Genomic DNA, 19,964 nt, shown 5'->3' with positions numbered 1-19,964 from the left:
CCCCGAACAGGACAGCGTCAGACATGCGCATCGGTATCCTTCAGGCAGGCCATTTCCCGGACGAACTGGTCCCCGAGAGCGGCACCTATTCCGACCTCTACGCCCGCATGCTGGACGGGCATGGCTTCGACTTCACCACGTGGTCGGTGGTCGACGGCGTCTTTCCCGACAGCCCGGAGGAGGCCGATGGCTGGCTGATCTCCGGCTCCCGGCATGGCGCCTACGAGGACCTGCCGTGGATTCCGAAGCTGGAAGCCTTCGTCCGCGACATCAAGGCCAGCGGCCGGCCACTCGTGGGCATCTGCTTCGGCCACCAGGTGATCGCCAAGGCGCTCGGTGGCACGGTGGAGAAGTTCGGCGGCGGCTGGTCCGTCGGCCGGCAGCCCTACGATTTCGATGGTGAGGAGGTGTTGCTCAACGCCTGGCACCAGGACCAGGTCACCCGCCGCCCGGCCGAGGCAAAGCTCGTCGGATCCTCCGAATTCTGCGAGAACGCGGCCCTGCTCTACGGCGACAGCATCTACACGATCCAGCCGCATCCCGAGTTCTCGTCACGCGAGATCGAGGGGCTGATCCGCACTCGCGGCGCGAACCTGCCCGACGAGATCAAGCAGGGCGCGGCCGCAGCCCTGGGGCAGCCCGACAGCAACGCCGCCTTCGGCCACCGGATCGCGCAATTCTTCCTGAACGCCCGAAAGGAGTGACCGATGGTCCACGACCTCCTCGACAAGCTGCCCGAAGCCGCCCAGGCCTACCTTGAGAAAGGCAAGATCGACGAGGTTGAATGCGTGATCGCCGACCTTGCCGGCGTGGCGCGCGGCAAGGCGATGCCGGGACCCAAGTTCGCCAAGCAAACACATTTCTACCTGCCGAACTCCGTGTTCCTGCAGACCATCACGGGCGATTGGACCGACATTCCGGACATGCCCTACACCGAGCCGGACATGGTGCTGACCCCCGATCTCAGCACCGCCACTGCCGCACCGTGGACGGCCGACTGGACCCTGCAGGTGATCCACGAGATCCACGACCAGAACGGCAACCCGGTGCCCACGGCGCCGCGCAACGTGCTCAAGCGGGTCGTCGGGCTGTTCGAGGAACAGGGGCTGACGCCGATCGTGGCGCCGGAGATGGAATTCTACCTCGTCTCGCCCAACACCGACCCCGCCAAGGAGGTCGAACCGCCGATGGGGCGCTCCGGCCGCAAGGCCGCCGCCAAGCAGGCCTATTCCATGTCCGCCGTGGACGAATACGGCCCCGTGATCGACGACATCTACGATTTCGCCGAGGCACAGGGCATCGAGATCGACGGCATCATGCAGGAGGGCGGCGCCGGTCAGATCGAGCTCAACATGCGCCACGGCGACCCCGTGCGGCTGGCCGACGAGATCTTCTATTTCAAGCGCCTGATCCGCGAGGCGGCGCTCCGGCACAATTGCTACGCCACCTTCATGGCCAAGCCGATCCAGAACGAGCCCGGCAGCGCCATGCACATCCACCACTCGGTGGTCGAGACCAAGGGCGGACGCAACATCTTCACCGACGAGCAGGGGGAGGACTCGGAAGCCTTCCTGCATTTCATCGGCGGGATGCAGCGGCACCTTCCCTCCGTCGTGGCGCTGCTGGCGCCCTACGTGAATTCCTATCGCCGCTACGTCCGTGACTTCGCCGCCCCGATCAACCTCGAATGGGGCCGGGACAACCGCACCACCGGCCTCCGGGTGCCGGTTTCCAGCCCGCATTCACGACGGGTCGAGAACCGGATCGCCGGCATGGACTGCAACCCCTATCTCGCCATCGCCGGCTCGCTGGCCTGTGGCTGGCTGGGGATGCAGGAGAAGCTCCCTCCCGCCCCGGCCTTCGACGGCGACGCCTACGACAGTGACGAGGGCATCCCGCGCACGTTCGGCGAGGCGCTGCCGCTCTTTGCCGAGGCAACGGCTGTCCGCGACGTGCTGGGCGAGGAGTTCTGCAAGGTCTACGCGGCGGTCAAGGAAGCCGAGTACACCGAATTCCTTCAGGTCATCAGCCCCTGGGAACGCGAACACCTTCTGCTCAACGTCTGAGCGCGGCGGCGAGATCACGCCGTCGCGTCGGCATGCCCGGATTTTTCTTTCACGCTTCCTGAAAGTATTCTACAGCTTTCACGAATAAGCAGCGAAAGAAGGCCACCCCATGACCCAGGCGCTCGCCCCCAACGTCTATGACGCAGAACCCATCCCCGAGGCCGCCCGGGCCGAGATCGACCGGCTTCTGCAATCGGGGGACCTGTTTCGCTACACCGCCCCGCAGGATGCGCCCGTCACCCTGCTCGAGCGCGAATTCGCGGAGATGATGGGCAGCACCTACGCACTGGCGGTGTCATCCTGTTCGGCGGCACTCTTCCTGTCGCTCAAGGCGCTCGACCTGCCGCGCGGCGCCAAGGTGCTGATCCCCGCCTTCACCTTCGCCGCCGTGCCCTCCGCGGTGATCCATGCCGATTGCCAGCCGGTGCTCGTGGAAGTGGGCGCGAACTACCGCGTCGACATGGCCGATTTCGAGGCCAAGCTGACCGACGAGATCGGCGCGGTCCTCATCAGCCACATGCGCGGGCACACCTCCGACATGGACGCGATCATGGCGCTGGCCGATGCGCGCGGCATCCCGGTGATCGAAGATGCGGCCCATTCGCTCGGCACCGTTTGGTCCGGCCGCAAGATCGGCACTATCGGCAAGATCGGCTGCTTCTCGTTCCAGTCCTACAAGCTGGTCAATGCCGGCGAGGGCGGGATCATGATCTCGGACGACGCCGACCTGATCGCGCGGGCGATCATCATGTCCGGCGCCTACGAGCACAACTGGAAGAAGCACGATGTGCTGGCCGAGGCCGTCGCTCGCTGGCAGAACCGCCTGCCCCTCTACAACCTGCGCCTGCAGAACCTCTCCGCCGCGATCATCCGTCCGCAGCTTGCCGAGGTCCCGCGGCGCGTGGCGGACGGGCGTGCCAACCACGATTACGTGGCCGAGCGCCTCAACGTTTCGCCCTGGCTCGACGTACCGCCGCCGCTCGCACTGGAGTTGCGGGCCCCGGATTCGATCCAGTTCAACCTCGTCGGCATGTCCGACGCGCAGGTTGCCGGCTTTGTCGAGGCCGCCTACGCCGGCGGCGTGAAGGTGCAGGTCTTCGGCATGAGCACCGACAACGCCCGCGCCTTCTGGAACTGGCAGTTCATCGAAGGTGGCGTCCCGGAACTGCCCGAGACGCGAGCGATGCTGATGCGCGCCTGCGACGTGCGGCTGCCGGCCCGACTGACCCGCGCGGAGCTGGATTTCATCGCTGACGCCCTTGTCGCCGCCGCGGACCGGGCAATGGAAGCCGAGCTGGCCTACGGTACCTGACGGCGCCGCCTACAGAACCCGAAGCGCCCCTTCGAGCCACGGGGTCCGCGCGATCGCGGGCTCCACGATCATCTCCTGCAGCAACGGCTTGAGCCGCTCGCTCAGCCGGCTCGGCATGTCCTGCAGGGCTTCGCTGCGCGCCGACAGTAGAATGCGCCGCTTCAGAGGCTCGATCGGCAGCGGCAGCAGCTCGGCCTCGTCGCGGAACCGGCGGGCATGGAGGTATCCGAGCGGCGTCAGGATCGTCCAGCCCGCACCGGAGGCCACCATGGCCATGATCGCGTGGTAGGAATCGAGCTCGAACCGATGGTCCAGTTCGACCCGGTGCCGCGTCAGGTGAGCCACGATCTGCCGTCCCATCAGGTGACGTTCGGTGTACTGGATCAACGGCAAGGCGCGCAGGCCGGCCAGCACGTCCTGCCCCGGATCGAAACCGCGCGGGACCGCTGCCACGAAAGGTTCCTCCATCAACGGGTGCAGTTCCATCCACTCCGCCCGCGCCCCTTCCAGCTCGGCCGTCACGACGACGTCGAGCGCGTTGCTCTCGAGCTGGTCCAGCAGGCGATGGCTCGGCCCGGTCTCGAGCAGGAACTTGCACTCCGTCAGCTCGTCCGCCATGTCCGACAGGAGCCGGGGCGTCACGTCGGCGTCGAAATCCTCGATCATGCCGAGGCGCAGGGCCGTCAGGTTGCGCAGATCGCCCGACAGCAGTTCCGCGCGCGCCTGCATCGCCTCGTTCCAGATCCGCTGGGCCCGCCTGCGAAAGATGTTCCCGGCAGCAGTCAGCCGTGCCGGCCTGCGGGCGCGGTCGATGAGCTGTCGGCCGAGTGCGGTTTCCAGGTTGCTGAGTTGCTGGCTGACACCTGAGGGGCTGGCGCCCAGCCTGCGGGCCGCTGCGGACACGGAGCCGTCTTCGGCCACCGCCAGAAAGACCTCAATTCCCCAGAGGGTCACCCGGCCGGTGGCATCGGTCATCCGTCCGGTCATCCGCGGTCTTTCCGTGGCAAGGCGATCCCTCGGGTGGTCGCGGGACGGCGGCAGGGCCGGCCCGGCCGCGACCGGATTACTTGTTCATCCGTGCCAGCTTGGCCTGCAGATCGGCAAGCTGGTTCTTGATCTCGTCGAGATCCTCGCCACCGCCTTCGCGACCCTCGCCTTCGGAGGCCCGCGGCGGCCAGTTGCCCATGCCGCCCGTCATCGCCTTCATGAAGGCCGCCTGCTGCGCCTTCATCGCCTCGAACCCCGGCATGGTGGACATCGGATTCATCTTTTCCATGTTCTCCATCATCTTCGACTGCCCGTCGCGGAGCATCTCGAAGGACATGGCGAGGAACTGGGGCACGACCGATGTGGCGGAGGTCGAATAGCTGCGCACGAGATCGGTCAGAACGTTGATCGGCAGGACGCTTTCGCCCTTGCTCTCGTGTTCTGCGATGATCTGCAGCAGATACTGGCGGGTCAGGTCGTCACCGGATTTCAGATCGACGATCTGCACCTCGCGGCCGTCCCGGATGAACCCGGCAATATCCTCAAGCGTCACGTAGTCGCTTGTCTCGGTATTGTAGAGCCGACGGCTCGCATAGCGCTTGATCAGAAGCGGTGAATCTTCGGCCACGCAGAACCCTCCCCTTTTGCGGTGCAGCAAAGCGTAGACCACCGTGAAACAAAAAGAAAGAGCGGGCTTGCCGGTGGCAAGCCCGCCCGAAGCTCCACGCCACTCAGGGAGGAGGACAGTGGCACGGAAGCTTTTCGACCGCGATTACTTGGCGGCGGTCGTGGCCTTCTTCGCAGCGGTGGTCACGTCTGCGGTGGCCTTCTTCACGGCGGCGGTGGCATCTTCGGAGATGTCCTTGCCCGCAGCCAGCATCAGCTCGACGGTTTCCATCTGCACTTTCTTGGCGACCTCGGCGAAGGCAGCCATGGTCTCGGCGACCATCTCGGCCTGGGCGGAGGCGTAGTCGGTCATGGCCTTCTGGTAGTCGGCCGGCTCGTCCTTGAGCTTGGTGACTTCGGTCAGCTTGGCCAGGGTGTCCTTGGTCCACTTCGAGGAGATCTCGGTGGATTTCTCGGCGGCTTCGATGGCGACTTTGGAGAGCTTCTCGCCCAGAGCGGCCTGGGTCTTGAAGGCGTCCTGCATGGCAGTGGCGTCAACCGGGAAGGCGGCCAGCATGTCTTGCATCATCTTGGTGATATCGTCGGTCTTGGTCATGGTCTTGCTCCTTATTGGTGCGACCGGACCCGCCGGGCGCCCTGAATTTCCATGACCGAGATATACATGCTGCAGCGCAGCATTTCAAGTTTTTTGCTGCAGTGCAGAAAAATGAGGCATTCAGAATACCTTACAGGCTCTTTTCTGCCTTTACGTAAGTTCCGGGCGCATCGGCGAGCGGCGGGTGCTTCGAATCTCCCGGCTCGCGCGCCGGAATCCGGGCGCCCGAACGCCGCTTCAGCCAGGCTTCCCACCGCGGCCACCAGGAGCCCTCGGTGTAGTCCGCACCGTCCAGCCAGGCCTCCGGCTCCAGCGACAGGTCCTCGTTGGTGTAATGGCCGTATTTCATCTTGGACGGTGGATTCACGATCCCGGCGATGTGGCCGGATTCCGATAGGATGAACATCTTCTGGCGCGCGCCCATCTTCCGCACACCTCGGTAGGAGGACTTCCAGGCGGCGATATGGTCCGTCTCGCAGGCGATGGCGCAGAGCGGCACGTCCACATCGGCGATGGAGACCGTCTCGCCGCATATCTCGAAGCCGGCACCGCCCGCGAACTCGTCGCGCTGGCACAGCCCGCGCAGGTATTCCACAGCCATCCGGGCCGGCAGATTGGTGCCGTCGCCGTTCCAGTAGAGCAGGTCGAAGGCGGGCGGCGCCTCGCCCATCATGTAGCTGCGGATCGCCGGTGCGTAGATCAGGTCGTTGCTGCGCAGGAAGGAGAAGGTGCGCGACATGAAGAAGCTGTCGAGCACGCCGTTGCGGTTCACCTCCTCCTCGATCCCGTCGACGAAATCGTCCTCGAGGAACACGCCCACCTCGCCCTGATCGGAAAAATCGGTGAGCGTGGTGAAGAAGGTCGCCGAGCGGATCGACTTGTCGCCACGCTTCTTCATCAGCGCCAGGGTCAGGCTGAGCGTGGTTCCGGCGATGCAATAGCCGATCGCGTTGATCTTCGGCTCGCCGGTGATCTCCTTCACCTGCTCGATGGCCGTCAGGTAGCCCTCCTCGACATACTCATCCATGCCCACATCCGCATAGGAGGGATCGGGATTGACCCACGAAACGACGAAGAGCGTGTAGCCCTGGTCGACGATCCACTTGATGAGCGAGTTCCTCGCCTTCAGGTCGAGGATGTAGAACTTGTTGATCCAGGGCGGGAAGATCAGCAGCGGCGTGCGGGCCACCGTCTCGGTGGTCGGCGCATACTGGATCAACTCGAACAGCCGGTTGCGAAAGACGACCTTGCCGGGCGTGGTGGCGAGGTTTTCGCCGACGCGGAAGGCGTCCTTGTCGGCCAGGGTGACGACGAGGTCGCCGCCATTGGCCTCCAGGTCGCGCACCAGGTTCTCCAGCCCGTCCACCAGCGACTGGCCCTCGGTGTCCACCGCCTTCTGCAGCGCCTCTGGGTTGGTCGCGAGATAATTGGCCGGGCTCATCATGTCGACGATCTGGCGGGTGAAGTACTCCAGCCGCTTCTTGTCGCGCGGATCGAGGTGATCGAGATCGGCCACCGCGCTGTTGATGGCCTCGCTGGTCAGCAGGTACTGCTGCTTGATGTAGTTGAAATAGGGATGGGTCTGCCAGAGCTCCCCGGCGAAGCGGCGGTCTCTGGGCGTGGCGTCCTCCGGTGCGCGGAGCTGGCCGGACGTCAGGACATGCTGGGCGTCGATATAGTGCTTCAGCGTCTTGCCCCAGTAGTTCACCTGGTGCTCGAACACCTTCGAGGGATTGCGCATGAACTCGGTCATGTAGGCGGAGGCCGCCTTCATGTAGAGTTCGTGGCTCGGCCCCTGAAGCGACGGGTCGATCTGCCTCTGCTTGGAAAGGGCCGCGACGAGGCGTTGCGAAAGTGCCTCTATCTTGGCGAGATTCGACGTAAGCACGTCCTGGTTCGCATCGGTCTCATGATCTGTTGTCATGGAAGGCCCTTTTCCAGTAGCTTCGTTCCGGTGAATATATTCACAGTTCGGGACGGGCAAAGCGACCATTTGTTCCGGGCGCCCCCCAAACGGAGAAAGTCCGCGATGAAGTACATGGCCACTTACGACCTCATGGAGAGCATGCGCGTCACCAACGAGTGGCTCGGCTCGACCGCCAAGGCCGTGTGCTCCTATCCGATCTTCGGGTTGTCGATGAACCCGATGATCCAGATGGGCGCCGCATGGGGCGAGGTGACCGAACGCAGCTTCCAGCGGATGATCGCCAAGCCGGACTGGAACATCCATTCCGTCGTCGGCGAGGATGGCCGCGACCACCTCGTGGACGTGATCACAAGCATCAAGAAACCCTTCGGCGACCTGATCCACTTCGAGGTCCAGGGCCGGGCGCAGATGCCGCGCAAGGTGCTGCTTGTGGCTCCGATGTCCGGTCACTACGCGACCCTGCTGCGCTCGACCGTGGTCTCGCTGCTGCCCGATTGCGAGGTCTACACGACAGACTGGCACAACGCCCGGGACATCCCGGTCTCCGCCGGCAAGTTCGACATCGAGGATTACGTCCTCTACCTCGTCGAGTTCATGAAATACCTCGGACCGGACACCCACGTGATCGCGGTCTGCCAGCCGGCACCGCTGGCGCTGGCCGCCACGGCCTATCTCGCCGAAGAGGACCCGGCGGCCCAGCCCAACTCGCTGACGCTGATCGGCGGTCCGATCGACCCCGGCGCGGCCCCGACCGAGGTGACGGATTTCGGACGTACCGTGACCATGGGCCAGCTCGAACAACACGTCGTGCAGCGCGTCGGCTTCAAGTACGCAGGCGCCGGGCGGATGGTCTATCCCGGCCTGCAGCAGCTCGCCTCCTTCATGGCGATGAACTCCGAAACCCATGCCACCGCCTTCTTCGACCAGATCGTGCGCGTGGCCCGCGGGCAGGCCGGCGAGTTCGACCGGCACAACCGGTTCTACGACGAATACCTTGCAGTCATGGACATGACGGCGGAATTCTACCTCTCGACCGTCGAGCGGAACTTCAAGAACCGCGAGATCGCGCGGGACATCTTCGAGGTCGAGGGCAAGCGGGTCCATATCGGCGCGATCACCGATGTCGCGGTGATGACGGTCGAAGGCGCGAACGACGACATCTCGGCGCCCGGCCAATGCGTTGCCGCGCTGAACCTGCTGACCGGCCTGGACGACAGCAAGAAGGCCAGCCATCTCGAGCCCGGTGCGGGTCACTACGGGATCTTTGCCGGCAAGTCCTGGCGCAACAACATCCGCCCGCTGGTGCTGGAGTTCATCGACGAGAACATGACCCACGACCGGCGCAAGATGAAGTTCGCCAACATCAAGTCGCTGCACGCACGATAAGTTCGGGACGGGGGCTGCCTGACCCCCTCGCGGCCCGAAGCGGGCCGCTCCCCCCGAGGATATTTTCAGACAGAAGAAGCGGCGGGCCTGCGGATTTCTGGGCCGGCCTTGCGGACGAGATCCGAGAGAACGACGTCCTCGCTCGCGAGCAGGTCGAGCAATTGCCGGCGCATCCGCGGTTCCCAGAACTGGTTGATATGGGCGGCCACGGCCTCCACCGCCTCCGGCTCGGGCCGTGTGGCGAAGGCGGTGGCGATCTGGTTGGCCATGTAGGCGATTTTTTCTTGGCTCATCGGGACGACAGCTCCTTCAGGCGCGTCGGGTGGGCAAGGACGCGGCCTTCCCCACCCTTGAGATTGGTGATCAGCGTCAGCCCTGCGTCCTGCGCCATGCGGACCGCCAGCGTCGTGGGGGCGGAGACGGCGAGGATCGCCTCGGCGCCGAGGGCCGCGGCCTTCTGCACCATCTCCACCGAGACGCGCGAGGTCAGCACCACCGCCGCCCCTGCCCCGGTCTCGCCCGCCTTGAGCGTGGCGCCGAGGAGCTTGTCGAGCGCATTGTGCCGGCCGACATCCTCGCGCAGGCGGACAAGGCCCTGGCCAGGACGCCAGAGCCCGGCGGCATGGGCGGCGCCCGTCGCGTCGTGCAAGGGCTGGGCGCGGCGCAGCGCGGCGGGGGCTTCGCGCAGGTCGGCCGAGGTGAGTTCGAGGCCGCGGGTCAAGACCGGCGCGGGCGGACGCAGCGCCGCCTCGATCGAGTCGATCCCGCAGAGGCCACAGCCGACCGGGCCGGCCATGGCGCGTCGGTGATTGGCAAGGCGCGCGGCGAAGGGCTCCTCGAGCCACATCCGCAACTCCACGCCTTCCCCTTGCGGCACGATCTCGATCTCGCCAAGGTCACCGACGCGCTCCACGATCCCTTCGGAGATCGAGAAGCCGGCCGCGAAATCCTCCAGATCGGCGGGGGTGGCCATCATCACCGCATGGGTGGAGCCGTTGTAGACCAGCGCCACCGGCACCTCCTCTACAAGGAGGCGGCCGGCCTGGCCTGTCACCGGGATGGGCATGTGCCGGCCCATCTCACTCGGCCACCGGCGGCAGGATGCGGCGCGACTGCGCGGCCTGCGCGGCGTAGTCGGTCTGCCAGTCGGTCGGCCCGTTGGAGAGGCCCACCTGCACGGCTGTCACCTTGTATTCCGGGCAATTGGTGGCCCAGTCGGAATAGTCGGTGGTGATCACGTTGGCCTGCGTGTCCGGGTGATGGAACGTGGTATAGACCACGCCGGGCGCCACCCTTTCGGTGAGCGTGGCGCGCAGGGTGGTCTCGCCGGAACGGCTGGCCAGCCGGACCCAGGCGCCCTCGGTCACGCCGCGCTGCTCGGCGTCGTGCGGGTGGATCTCCAGCACATCGCCCTCGTGCCAGACCACGTTGCGGGTACGCCGGGTCTGGGCGCCGACGTTGTACTGGCTGAGGATACGCCCGGTCGTCAGCAGGAGCGGGAAGCGCGGGCCGGTGCGCTCGTCGGTGGCGACGTAATCGGTCAGCACGAAGAGCCCCTTGCCCCGCACGAAACCGTCCGTGTGCATGATCGGCGACCCCTCGGGCGCCGCGTCGTTGCAGGGCCACTGGACCGAGCCGCGCTGCTCCAGCATGTCGTAGGAGACATTGGCGAAGCCCGGGGTGGTGGCCGCGATCTCGTCCATCACCTGCGAGGGGTGGATGTAGCCCCAGTCGGCCCCGAGCGCATGGGCGAGCCGTTGTGTCACCTCCCAGTCCGCCAGCCCGTTCTTCGGTGCCATGACCTTGCGGACGCGGTTGATCCGCCGCTCGGCGTTGGTGAAGGTCCCGTCCTTCTCGAGGAAAGTCGAGCCGGGCAGGAAGACATGGGCGTAGTTCGCCGTCTCGTTCAGGAACAGGTCGTGGACGATCACGCAGTCCATCGCGGCGAGGCCGGCGGCCACGTGCTTGGTGTTGGGGTCCGATTGCAGGATGTCCTCGCCCTGGATGTAGATACCCCGGAAGGTGCCATCGACCGCGGCGTCGAGCATGTTGGGAATGCGCAGGCCGGGCTCGTCCTGGATCTTCACGCCCCAGGCGCGTTCGAAGATCGCCCGGGTGTCCGCATCGTGGACATGCCGGTAGCCCGGCAATTCGTGCGGAAAGGAGCCCATGTCGCAGGAGCCCTGCACGTTGTTCTGGCCCCTGAGCGGGTTCACCCCAACGCCGGGCCGGCCGATGTTGCCGGTCGCCATGGCGAGGTTGGCGATGGCCATGACGGTGGTGGAGCCCTGGCTGTGCTCGGTCACGCCAAGCCCGTAATAGATCGCCCCGTTGCCGCCGGTCGCGAAGAGCCGCGCGGCGGCGCGCAGCTCGGCGGCCGGCACTCCGGTGACGGCTTCCGTCGCCTCGGGGCTGCGGCTTTCCTCGGAGACGAAGGCGGCCCAGTCCTCGAAGGCGTCGAGATCGCAGCGCTCGCGGACGAAATCCTCGTCCACCAGCCCTTCGGTCACGATCACATGGGCGAGCGCCGTCATCACCGCGACATTGGTTCCGGGGGTCAGGGCCAGGTGATGCGCGGCCTCGATATGCGGCGTGCGCACGAGGTCGATGCGGCGCGGGTCGATGACGATCAGCTTGGCACCCTGCCGCAGCCGCTTCTTCAGCCGCGAGCCGAACACCGGGTGGCCGTCGGTCGGGTTGGCGCCCATCACGATCACCACGTCGGTCTGCTCGACCGAGTCGAAGTTCTGGGTGCCGGCCGAGGTGCCGAAGGTCGTCTTGAGGCCGTAGCCGGTGGGCGAGTGGCAGACCCGGGCGCAGGTGTCGACGTTGTTGTTGCCGAAGACCTGTCGGATCAGCTTCTGGACGAGGTAGGTCTCCTCGTTGGTGCAGCGCGAGGAGGTGATGCCGCCGATCGCACCGACGCCGTGGCGCGCCTGGATGTTCCGCAGCTTGAGCGCGGCAAAGGCGAAGGCCTCGTCCCAGCTGACTTCGCGCCACGGTTCGTCGATACGGTCACGGATCATCGGGTTCAGGATGCGCTCGGCGTGGTTGGCGTATCCCCAGGCGAAGCGGCCCTTGACGCAGGAATGCCCGCGGTTGGCCTCGCCGTTCTTGAAGGGCACCATGCGGACCAATTCGTCGCCCCGCATCTCGGCCTTGAAGGAGCAGCCGACGCCGCAATAGGCGCAGGTGGTGACGACCGAGCGGGTCGGCGTGCCGATCTCGAACACCGATTTCTCTTGCAGCGTGGCCGTCGGGCAGGCCTGCACACAGGCACCGCAGGAGACGCAGTCGGAGGTCAGGAAACTGTCCTCGTTCGTGCCCGCCGAGACCCGGCTGTCGAAGCCGCGCCCCTGGATGGTCAGCGCGAAGGTGCCCTGCACCTCCTCGCAGGCGCGCACGCAGCGGGAGCAGACGATGCACTTGGAGGGATCGTAGGTGAAGTAGGGGTTGCTCTCGTCCTTCGGCAGGTAGCGCGGGTTGGCCTCGCCGTTCTGACGGGCGCTGACGTGGCTCTCGCCCTCGTGGCCGTAGCGCACGTCGCGCAGGCCGACGGCGCCCGCCATGTCCTGCAACTCGCAATCGCCGTTGGCGGCGCAGGTCAGGCAATCGAGCGGGTGGTCGGAGATATAGAGCTCCATCACCCCGCGCCGCAGCTTCTTCACCGTTTCGGTCTGAGTGTGCACCACCATGCCCGGCGCAACCGGCGTCGTGCAGGAGGCCGGCGTGCCCTTGCGGCCCTCGATTTCCACGAGGCAGAGCCTGCAGGAACCAAAGGCCTCGACGCTGTCGGTGGCGCAGAGCTTGGGAATCGAGAGCCCCGCCTCGGCGGCGGCCCGCATGACCGACGTGCCCTCCGGCACCGTCACCTCGAATCCGTCGATGGTGAGCGTGACCGGGGCGCCGTCCTTCGCCGGCGTGCCCATGTCGCGGTCGTCCTGCCAGGGGATGATGAAGTCCTTCATTCGGCGGCCTCCGTCGTGGTCGCGAAGTCATCGGGGAAACGGGTGAGCGCGGAGAGCACCGGGTATGGCGTGAAGCCCCCGAGCGCGCAAAGCGACCCACCGCGCATGGTCTCGCAGAGGTCTTCCAGCAGTTCGACCTGGCCGGGCTCGCCGGCGCGGATCTTGTCCAGCGTCTCGACGCCGCGCACTGCGCCAATCCGGCAGGGCGTGCACTTGCCACAGCTTTCGATTGCGCAAAACTCCATCGCGAAACGCGCCTGTTCCAGCATGTCGACGGTATCGTCGAAGACGACGATCCCGGCGTGGCCCACCAGCCCGCCCTCGCCGTCGAAGGCCTCGTAGCAGAAGGGCGTGTCGAACTGGTCGGGGCGGAAATAGGCGCCGAGCGGCCCGCCGACCTGTACCGCCTTCACCGGACGTCCGGTGGCGGTGCCGCGCGCGACCTTCTCGACCAGGTCCCCCAGCGACATGCCGAAGGCGGTCTCGAACAGCCCGCCGTGCTTCACGTTACCGGCGACCTGGATCGGGATCGTGCCATGGGAGCGGTTGTGCCCGAGTTGGCGGAAACCCTTCGCGCCCTTGTCGAGGATCACCGGCACCGTGGCGAGCGAGATCACGTTGTTGACCACCGTGGGCCTGCCAAGGAAGCCCTCGAGCGCGGGCAGCGGTGGCTTGGCGCGAACCACGCCGCGCTTGCCTTCGAGCGAGTTGAGCAGGCTCGTCTCCTCGCCGCAGACATAGGCACCTGCGCCGACGCGGATCTCGATCTCGAACGCCCGGCCGCTGTCGAGCACCGAAGGCCCGAGCAGCCCGGCACGTCGAGCCAGCCCGACCGCCTCTCGCATCGTGGCGATGGCATGCGGATACTCGGAGCGCAGGTAGACGTAGCCCTTGTCCGCCCCGGTACCGAGGCCCGCGATCACCATGCCCTCGATCAGGCAGAAGGGATCGCCCTCCATCAGCATCCGGTCGGCGAAGGTGCCGCTGTCGCCCTCGTCGGCGTTGCAGACGATGTACTTGCGGTCCCCCGGCGCCTTGCGCACCGTTTCCCACTTGATGCCGGTCGGAAATCCCGCCCCGCCCCGTCCCCGCAGGCCGGACTCGGTGACCTCGGCGGTGATCTCCTCGGGCGACATGGTCAGCGCACGCCGCAGGCCGCACAGGCCGCCGTTCACCTCGCAATCGGCGATCGAGAGCGGGTCGATCAGGCCGCAGCGCGCGAAGGTGAGCCGGGTCTGGGCGGCGAAGAAGGGGATCTCCTCCACCGGGCCGAGCGCCTTGGCGTGACTGCGGAACCCGCCGTCGAACAGCGCGGGCACGTCGTCGGGCGTCATCGGGCCGAAGCCCATGCGGGTCTCGCCGTCGAGCACCTCGACCAGCGGCTCCAGCCAGATCATGCCGCGGCTGCCGTTGCGCACGATCTCCACCGCCTCGCCACGGGCCTCCGCCTCGCGCGAGATCGCCTGCGCCACCGCGTCGGCGCCAAGCGCCAGCGCCGCGGCATCCCGGGGAACGAAAATCGTCCTCATGCCGTGTCCTCCCCGGCCGCACGCAACACCGCCGCCGCATCGGCCCGGCCAATCAGCGTGTCGCCTACCATTGCCGCCGGTGCACAGGCGCACAGTCCGAGGCAGTAGACCGGCTCGAGCGTGGCGCGTTCGTCAGCGCTGGTCTCGTGCCAGCCGAGCCCCATCCGCTCCTGCACCTCGGCCGCGAGCGCATCGCCGCCCATCGCCTTGCAGGCCTCGGCACGGCAGATCTTCACCACCGTTCGCCCGGCCGGCGCGGTGCGAAAATCGGGGTAGAAGGACATCGTCCCATGCACTTCAGCCGCCGTCAGGTTCAGCACATCGGCAATCGCCGGCAGCGCCGAGGCGGGCACATGGCCAAAGGTCTCCTGCACCTCGTGCAGGATCGGCAGAAGCGGCCCTTCCAGCGGCTTCAGACGGGTCGCGATCTCGCGCACCCGGGCAATCGTCTCGGACTCGGCGACATCCAGCGCCATCGCGGCCTCCTCCCATGGGTCCAGCCATGGGAGCAAAAAAGTTGACCCAGAATCAATATTGAATTTTCGTCATTCGATAGAGGTTATCTATCAAGCTCGCTCGCCGTGTTGACGGCTGCGTCGATCAGCGCCCGCAGGACCGGGCTGTGCGGCTCGCGCGGCTCGGCGATGAGGCCGATCCGATGCCCGGCGCTGTCCGCCTCCACCGGGATCGCGGCGAGCCCGGACCCGCTGCCGAAAAGCGCCGCGGTGGATTGCGGCAGCACTGTCTCCCAGCCGCCCGCTCGGACATGGGCGATCAGCGCCAGCACCGAATCCGACGCCAGCCGCGGCGCCGGGCGCGCGCCGGCCTCCGCCATGTGCTGGTTGATGATGCGCCGGTTCTGCATGTCTTCGGTCAGCAGGCAAAGCGGCCGCTCCGCCACCTCTGCCCAAGTGACCGACGCCCGCCCGGCCAGCGGGGAGCCATCGGAGACCACCATGAGATAGCGTTCGCGGTAGAGCGGCACGGTCATCAGCCGCCCCAGCGGATCGCCGTCGAGATAGGTGATGCCGGCGTCGGCCTCGAGCCCTTCGACCATCGATCGCACCGCGCCGGAATTGCGGGAATGGATCACCACGGAGAGGTTCGGGTGCCGCTCCATCAGCGGGCGGGTCAGGGTGGCAACCATCGCCAGCGCGGTCGGCACCACCGCCAGGCGCAGCTTGCCCGACAGCCCCTCCTTCGCCATCCGCATCTCGGCCCGCATGATCCGGGCGTCGCCCGCGATCCGGTGCGCCCATTCGAGCGCCCGCACGCCCTCCGGCGTCAGCCCCTGGTACCGGGAGCCGCGCCGCACGAGTTGCACGCCGAGCTGGTCCTCCAGCTGCCGGATCGCCGCCGAGAGCGTCGGCTGGGTAACGCCGCAAGCCTCCGCGGCGCGGCCGAAATGCTGCTCGTTGGCCAGCGCGATGAACATCTCCAGCTTGTCGATCATGCGCGCCGCCCCCTCTCTGCCCGGCCCGCCGGACTTTAGGCATCCCTCCGCCGGGAGGCGACACCTATTCCGGCAAGCAGATCTCGTTGCGCCGAATCGCCAGCAGCGTGCGCGCGATCAGCGCGGCCATGATCATCAGCAGCACGAGGTAGAGCAGCCCACCCAGGACCGCGTGGAAACCTGACCCGGTCAGGGCCGCATAGCGGAAGGTGGCGATGGTCAGGGCGGCGGTGGGAAAGCTCAGCGCCCACCAGCTCATCGCGAAGGGTATCACCCGGAATTTCCAGGATTGCACGACCACGATGGCGGCAAAGACGTAGCCAAGGTTGACCAGGATCCGCGCCAGCGCGTCCACCTGCCCGCCGTTGAGCTGGATCCAGGCAAGGAAAGAGACCGCCGGCGGCGCGATCAGGATGGTGAGCGTCGGCAGCAGCTTGCCCGGCAGCAGATCGTGAAAGATCAGCCGGTTCATCACCAGCGTCAGCAGCACCACCCAGAACAGGATGCCGGCGGAGAAGAACAGCCATGACAGCTCCACGAACCCGAGCCCGACCCCGGCCACCGGCGCCACGACGTTGCCAACGGCGGGGATGAACCATGCGGGCGAGATGTGCATCGGCTGGAACGGTCGGTGCCCGATCCAGCCCGAGACCACCGCCAGCATCAGCACCGCCTGAAGCGCCGCGCCGATCCCCCAGACGAGCCGCGCCAGCCCGGGCGCGGCCGGCGCCAGCGCGGTCGCAATGAGCAGCAGCGAGATCGAGATCGCCGGGAAGAAGGCCTTCTTCACCGGGTGCATCCACTCGGCGATGAAATGCGCCTTGTAGCGCCGATACTTCGCGATCATCACCGCCGAGATCGCTCCGAAGGCCAGGATCGTTGCCGCGAGGAAGAGCCAGGAGAACAACGCCGGCAGGCCCCAGGCGCTTTCGACGACATGGGTGGCGAGCGTCAGCCCCGCCAGCCCCATCACGGCGGCGAAGAAGGTCACCGGGAAATGCGCCAGTCTTGGTTCGGGGGCGGTTGCTGTCTCGCTCATGGCTCTCGCTTTCCGGCATCAAGGGACCGTCGAGGATCGGCGGGCCATTTCCTCCCGCCAATCCGATCAGCATCGGCGCGCCAACGTCAAGCGACGTCGCGCAGCCCGGCGCACGTCAATCCTCCTCGGCGAGCGCCCGGTCCTCCTGCATCTCGACCCACATGGCGTTGAGGACGGCCAGCAGGGCGGCCAGCGGCAATCCGAGAAGCCAGGCAAAATACCACATGTCTCGTGCTCCTTAGTAAACGGTTTCCGAATTGTCCTCGATATCCTCCACGGTGACCTTGCCCCAGAGCACGCTGTAGACCCAGGCCGTGTAGGCGAGGATCAGCGGCATGAAGATCACCGTGCAGACCAGCATGACAAAGAGCGTCATGTGCGAGGAAGAGCTGTCCCAGACGGTCAGCGAGGCATTGGGATCGACGCTGGAGGGCAGGATGAAGGGGAACATCGTCAGCCCGACCGTCGAGATCACCCCGAAGATGCCGAGCTTGGACCAAAGCAGCGGGGAGAGGTCGCCGTGGCCACCGAAGGAGCGGGCGGCCATCAGGATGCCGACGAAGCCCATCAGCGGGGCAATGGCGATCCAGGGGCGGTCGCCGTAGGCGTCGAGCCAGCTGCCGCCGCGGATGACCTCGGAGAGCAGCGGGTTGGACGGGCCGTCCGTCACGACCTCGCCGGCAAAGGCGAACCCGTCGATCCCGACGGCCAGCCACACACCGGCCAGTGCGAACCCGACCGCCGCGAGATAGCCGAAGAACGGGCCGAAGCGCCGGGCGCGGGTCTCGACCATGCCGTCTGTCTTGAGCGCAAGCCACGCCGCGCCGTGCTGGAGCAGCATCGCGAGGGAGACCAGACCGGCCAGCAGCGAGAACGGGTTCAGCAGGCCGAAGAACTTGGCGTAGAACGGGCCGTCATACATCGGGATAAGTTCCGGCGTCAGGTGGAACGGCACGCCCACGAGGATGTTGCCCACCGCCACGCCAAAGATCAGCGCCGGCACCGCGCCGCCGACAAACAGCGCCCAGTCCCAGGCCGACCGCCATGCTGTGCTCTCGCGCTTGGAGCGGTACTTGAAGCCCACGGGGCGCAGGATCAGCGCCGCGAGCACCGTGAACATGGCGAGGTAGAAGCCGGAGAAGCTCACCGCGTAGAGCGGTGGCCAGGCGGCAAAAATCGCGCCGCCGCCGAGGATGAACCACACCTGGTTGCCCTCCCAGACCGGGCCGACGGTGTTGATCGCCTGCCGGCGCTCAAGGTCCGTCCGGGCAACGAAGGGCAGCAGCGCGCCCACGCCCATGTCGAACCCGTCGGTCAGGGCGAAGCCGATCAGCAGCACGCCCAGCAGAAGCCACCAGATCACCCGCAGGATTTCGAAGTCGATAAGTTCGTAGAGGATCATTGTCGTTCACTCCGCCGGGGTGGAGATGCCGGGAACGCGGCCGTCATGGGTGCGCAGGCGATGCTCGTGTTTTTCCATCCAGGCATCGGTTTCGGCGACGTCCATGTAGGGGCCCTTGCGGATGTATTTCAGCATCAGGCCGATCTCGACCACGAAGAGGATCGTGTAGAAGGTGATGAAGCCGGCCAGCGTAATGAGCAGGTCGGAAATGGTCAGGTGACTGACCGACATCGCCGTCGGCAGGACCCCGTCCACCGTCCAGGGCTGACGCCCGTATTCGGCCACGAACCACCCGAGTTCCGCGGCGATCCAGGGCGCCGGGATCATCCAGACGGCGAGATGCAGCGCCGGCCGCGGGAAGGTCATGCCCTTCCAGTTGGCGCGGTAGAAGAAATAGACCATGAGACCGATGAAGGCGAAGCCGAGCCCGACCATGATCCGGAACGCCCAGAACAGCGGCCAGACGGTCGGCACCGTGTCGTTCGCGGCCATGACGATCTGCTCTTCGGTGGCCTCGCGGGGATCGTCGACATAGCGCTTGAGCAGGAAGGCATAGCCCAGGTCGTCGCTATGCGCCTCGAACTGCGCGGTGAGGTTGGCCGGCGCCGACTCCTTCAGCTCGCGGATCTGCACCAGGGCGTCATAGGCCAGGATGCCGGACCGGATCCGCCCCTCGGCAGCCTCGACAAGCTCGGTGATGCCCGGGATCTCCTCGGTCAGGGACCGGGTGCCGATCAGACCCATCATCCAGGGAATGTGGATCGCGTAATGCGTCTCGCGCGCCTCGCTGTCCGGGAAACCGACCAGGGTGAAGGAGGCCGGCGCGGGCTCGGTGTGCCACATGCCCTCGATCGCGGCGAGCTTCATCTTCTGGTTCAGCGTCGCCTCGTAGCCGGACTCGTCGCCGAGCACCACGACCGAGAGCGCCGAGGCCAGCCCGAAGGAGGCCGCCACCGCGATCGACCTGCGGGCCAGGTCGATGTGCCGCCCCTTCAGCAGGTACCAGGAGGAAACCCCCAGCACGAAGACCGAGGCCGTGACGTATCCGGCCGATACCGTATGCACGAACTTGGCCTGCGCGACCTCGTTGAACACGACCTCGAAAAAGCTCGTCATCTCCATTCGCATGGAGACCGGGTTGAACTCCGCGCCCACCGGGTTCTGCATCCAGCCGTTGGCGATCAGGATCCAGAGGGCCGAGAAGTTGGAGCCGATGGCGACCAGCCACGCAACGACCAGGTGCGCACGCTTGCTGAGCTTGTCCCATCCGAAGAAGAACAACCCGACGAAGGTCGCCTCCATGAAGAAGGCCATCAGCCCCTCGATCGCCAGCGGCGCGCCGAAGATGTCTCCCACGTAATGGCTGTAATAGGCCCAGTTCATGCCGAACTGGAACTCCATCGTGATGCCCGTGGCCACGCCGAGCACGAAGTTGATGCCGAAAAGCGTACCCCAGAACTTCGTCATCTGGCGCCAGATCGGACGGTTGGTCATCACATAGACCGTCTCCATGATCGCCACGATGATCGACAGACCGAGCGTGAGCGGCACGAAGAGGAAGTGATACATGGCCGTCATCGCGAATTGCAGGCGCGACAACTCCAGTACGTCGAGTTCCATGAAGGGCCTCCGTCAGTGTTTAAATGAGCATCTCTCACATATCTTTATCAACC

General features: G+C 66.2%; 18 protein-coding genes. 4 read left to right on the top strand and 14 right to left on the bottom strand.

Features of this window, described 5'->3' with window-relative positions; genetic code table 11:
- The first annotated feature begins 23 nt into the window (after window positions 1-23).
- The 3 genes from CHB86_RS02400 (at window position 24) to CHB86_RS02390 (ending at window position 3,378) form a co-directional block, all read left to right on the top strand.
- Window positions 24-704 (top strand): type 1 glutamine amidotransferase, encoded by a 681-nt coding sequence (locus tag CHB86_RS02400; RefSeq protein WP_089230954.1) that lies wholly within the window; start codon window positions 24-26, stop codon window positions 702-704.
- Window positions 705-707: 3 nt separating this feature from the next.
- Entirely contained in the window at window positions 708-2,066 is a 1,359-nt protein-coding gene (locus tag CHB86_RS02395; protein ID WP_089230952.1) for a glutamine synthetase family protein, read from the top strand.
- Window positions 2,067-2,175: 109 nt separating this feature from the next.
- The gene (locus CHB86_RS02390; RefSeq protein ID WP_089230951.1) at window positions 2,176-3,378 is read left to right on the top strand and encodes a DegT/DnrJ/EryC1/StrS family aminotransferase; all 1,203 of its coding nucleotides are present in this window, start codon (window positions 2,176-2,178) and stop codon (window positions 3,376-3,378) included.
- A gap of 9 nt (window positions 3,379-3,387) precedes the next feature.
- Here CHB86_RS02390 and CHB86_RS02385 read toward each other — a convergent pair whose 3' ends face one another.
- From CHB86_RS02385 to phaC, 4 genes are all read right to left on the bottom strand, one after another.
- Window positions 3,388-4,365: a LysR family transcriptional regulator gene (locus tag CHB86_RS02385; RefSeq protein ID WP_245837704.1), complete on the bottom strand. Its 978-nt coding sequence runs from the start codon at window positions 4,363-4,365 to the stop codon at window positions 3,388-3,390.
- Between the two features lie 76 nt (window positions 4,366-4,441).
- A complete protein-coding gene (gene phaR / locus CHB86_RS02380) occupies window positions 4,442-4,993 on the bottom strand; it encodes a polyhydroxyalkanoate synthesis repressor PhaR (RefSeq protein ID WP_089230949.1) in 552 nt (183 codons plus the stop codon).
- 144 nt (window positions 4,994-5,137) lie between these two features.
- Entirely contained in the window at window positions 5,138-5,587 is a 450-nt protein-coding gene (locus tag CHB86_RS02375; protein ID WP_089230947.1) for a Phasin, read from the bottom strand.
- A gap of 130 nt (window positions 5,588-5,717) precedes the next feature.
- Window positions 5,718-7,511, bottom strand: coding sequence for a class I poly(R)-hydroxyalkanoic acid synthase (gene phaC / locus CHB86_RS02370; protein ID WP_089230945.1), 1,794 nt, complete (start codon window positions 7,509-7,511; stop codon window positions 5,718-5,720).
- Between the two features lie 105 nt (window positions 7,512-7,616).
- Between phaC and phaZ the strand changes: the two genes are divergently transcribed.
- The gene (gene phaZ, locus CHB86_RS02365; protein ID WP_089230944.1) at window positions 7,617-8,900 is read left to right on the top strand and encodes a polyhydroxyalkanoate depolymerase; all 1,284 of its coding nucleotides are present in this window, start codon (window positions 7,617-7,619) and stop codon (window positions 8,898-8,900) included.
- A 65-nt stretch (window positions 8,901-8,965) separates the two neighbouring features.
- Here phaZ and CHB86_RS02360 read toward each other — a convergent pair whose 3' ends face one another.
- The 10 genes from CHB86_RS02360 to CHB86_RS02315 all read right to left on the bottom strand — a co-directional run bounded on the left by CHB86_RS02360 (window position 8,966) and on the right by CHB86_RS02315 (window position 19,911).
- A complete protein-coding gene (locus tag CHB86_RS02360) occupies window positions 8,966-9,193 on the bottom strand; it encodes a formate dehydrogenase subunit delta (RefSeq protein ID WP_089230943.1) in 228 nt (75 codons plus the stop codon).
- The gene (gene fdhD / locus CHB86_RS02355) at window positions 9,190-9,966 is read right to left on the bottom strand and encodes a formate dehydrogenase accessory sulfurtransferase FdhD (protein WP_245837703.1); all 777 of its coding nucleotides are present in this window, start codon (window positions 9,964-9,966) and stop codon (window positions 9,190-9,192) included. Before fdhD ends, CHB86_RS02360 begins: the two co-directional genes overlap by 4 nt.
- Before the next feature lie 13 nt (window positions 9,967-9,979).
- The gene (fdhF, locus tag CHB86_RS02350) at window positions 9,980-12,868 is read right to left on the bottom strand and encodes a formate dehydrogenase subunit alpha (protein ID WP_089230940.1); all 2,889 of its coding nucleotides are present in this window, start codon (window positions 12,866-12,868) and stop codon (window positions 9,980-9,982) included.
- A complete protein-coding gene (locus tag CHB86_RS02345; protein ID WP_089230938.1) occupies window positions 12,865-14,397 on the bottom strand; it encodes an NADH-ubiquinone oxidoreductase-F iron-sulfur binding region domain-containing protein in 1,533 nt (510 codons plus the stop codon). Before CHB86_RS02345 ends, fdhF begins: the two co-directional genes overlap by 4 nt.
- Window positions 14,394-14,873, bottom strand: coding sequence for a formate dehydrogenase subunit gamma (locus CHB86_RS02340; protein ID WP_089230937.1), 480 nt, complete (start codon window positions 14,871-14,873; stop codon window positions 14,394-14,396). The genes CHB86_RS02345 and CHB86_RS02340 overlap by 4 nt, the downstream gene beginning before the upstream one ends.
- Window positions 14,874-14,956: 83 nt before the next feature.
- The gene (locus CHB86_RS02335; protein ID WP_089230936.1) at window positions 14,957-15,850 is read right to left on the bottom strand and encodes a LysR family transcriptional regulator; all 894 of its coding nucleotides are present in this window, start codon (window positions 15,848-15,850) and stop codon (window positions 14,957-14,959) included.
- Window positions 15,851-15,914: 64 nt separating this feature from the next.
- Complete coding sequence (locus CHB86_RS02330; RefSeq protein WP_089230934.1) at window positions 15,915-16,889, bottom strand: SLAC1 anion channel family protein; 975 nt, start codon at window positions 16,887-16,889, stop codon at window positions 15,915-15,917.
- Between the two features lie 115 nt (window positions 16,890-17,004).
- Window positions 17,005-17,115 (bottom strand): cytochrome bd-I oxidase subunit CydX, encoded by a 111-nt coding sequence (cydX, locus tag CHB86_RS02325; protein ID WP_089230933.1) that lies wholly within the window; start codon window positions 17,113-17,115, stop codon window positions 17,005-17,007.
- A 12-nt stretch (window positions 17,116-17,127) separates the two neighbouring features.
- A complete protein-coding gene (gene cydB, locus CHB86_RS02320) occupies window positions 17,128-18,291 on the bottom strand; it encodes a cytochrome d ubiquinol oxidase subunit II (protein ID WP_089230931.1) in 1,164 nt (387 codons plus the stop codon).
- Between the two features lie 6 nt (window positions 18,292-18,297).
- Complete coding sequence (locus CHB86_RS02315; RefSeq protein ID WP_089230930.1) at window positions 18,298-19,911, bottom strand: cytochrome ubiquinol oxidase subunit I; 1,614 nt, start codon at window positions 19,909-19,911, stop codon at window positions 18,298-18,300.
- Window positions 19,912-19,964 lie beyond the last annotated feature (53 nt).

This window comes from Tropicimonas sediminicola (genome assembly GCF_900188335.1).
GTDB classification, from domain to species: domain Bacteria; phylum Pseudomonadota; class Alphaproteobacteria; order Rhodobacterales; family Rhodobacteraceae; genus Tropicimonas; species Tropicimonas sediminicola.
This window is presented reverse-complemented; position numbering and strand designations above follow the sequence as displayed.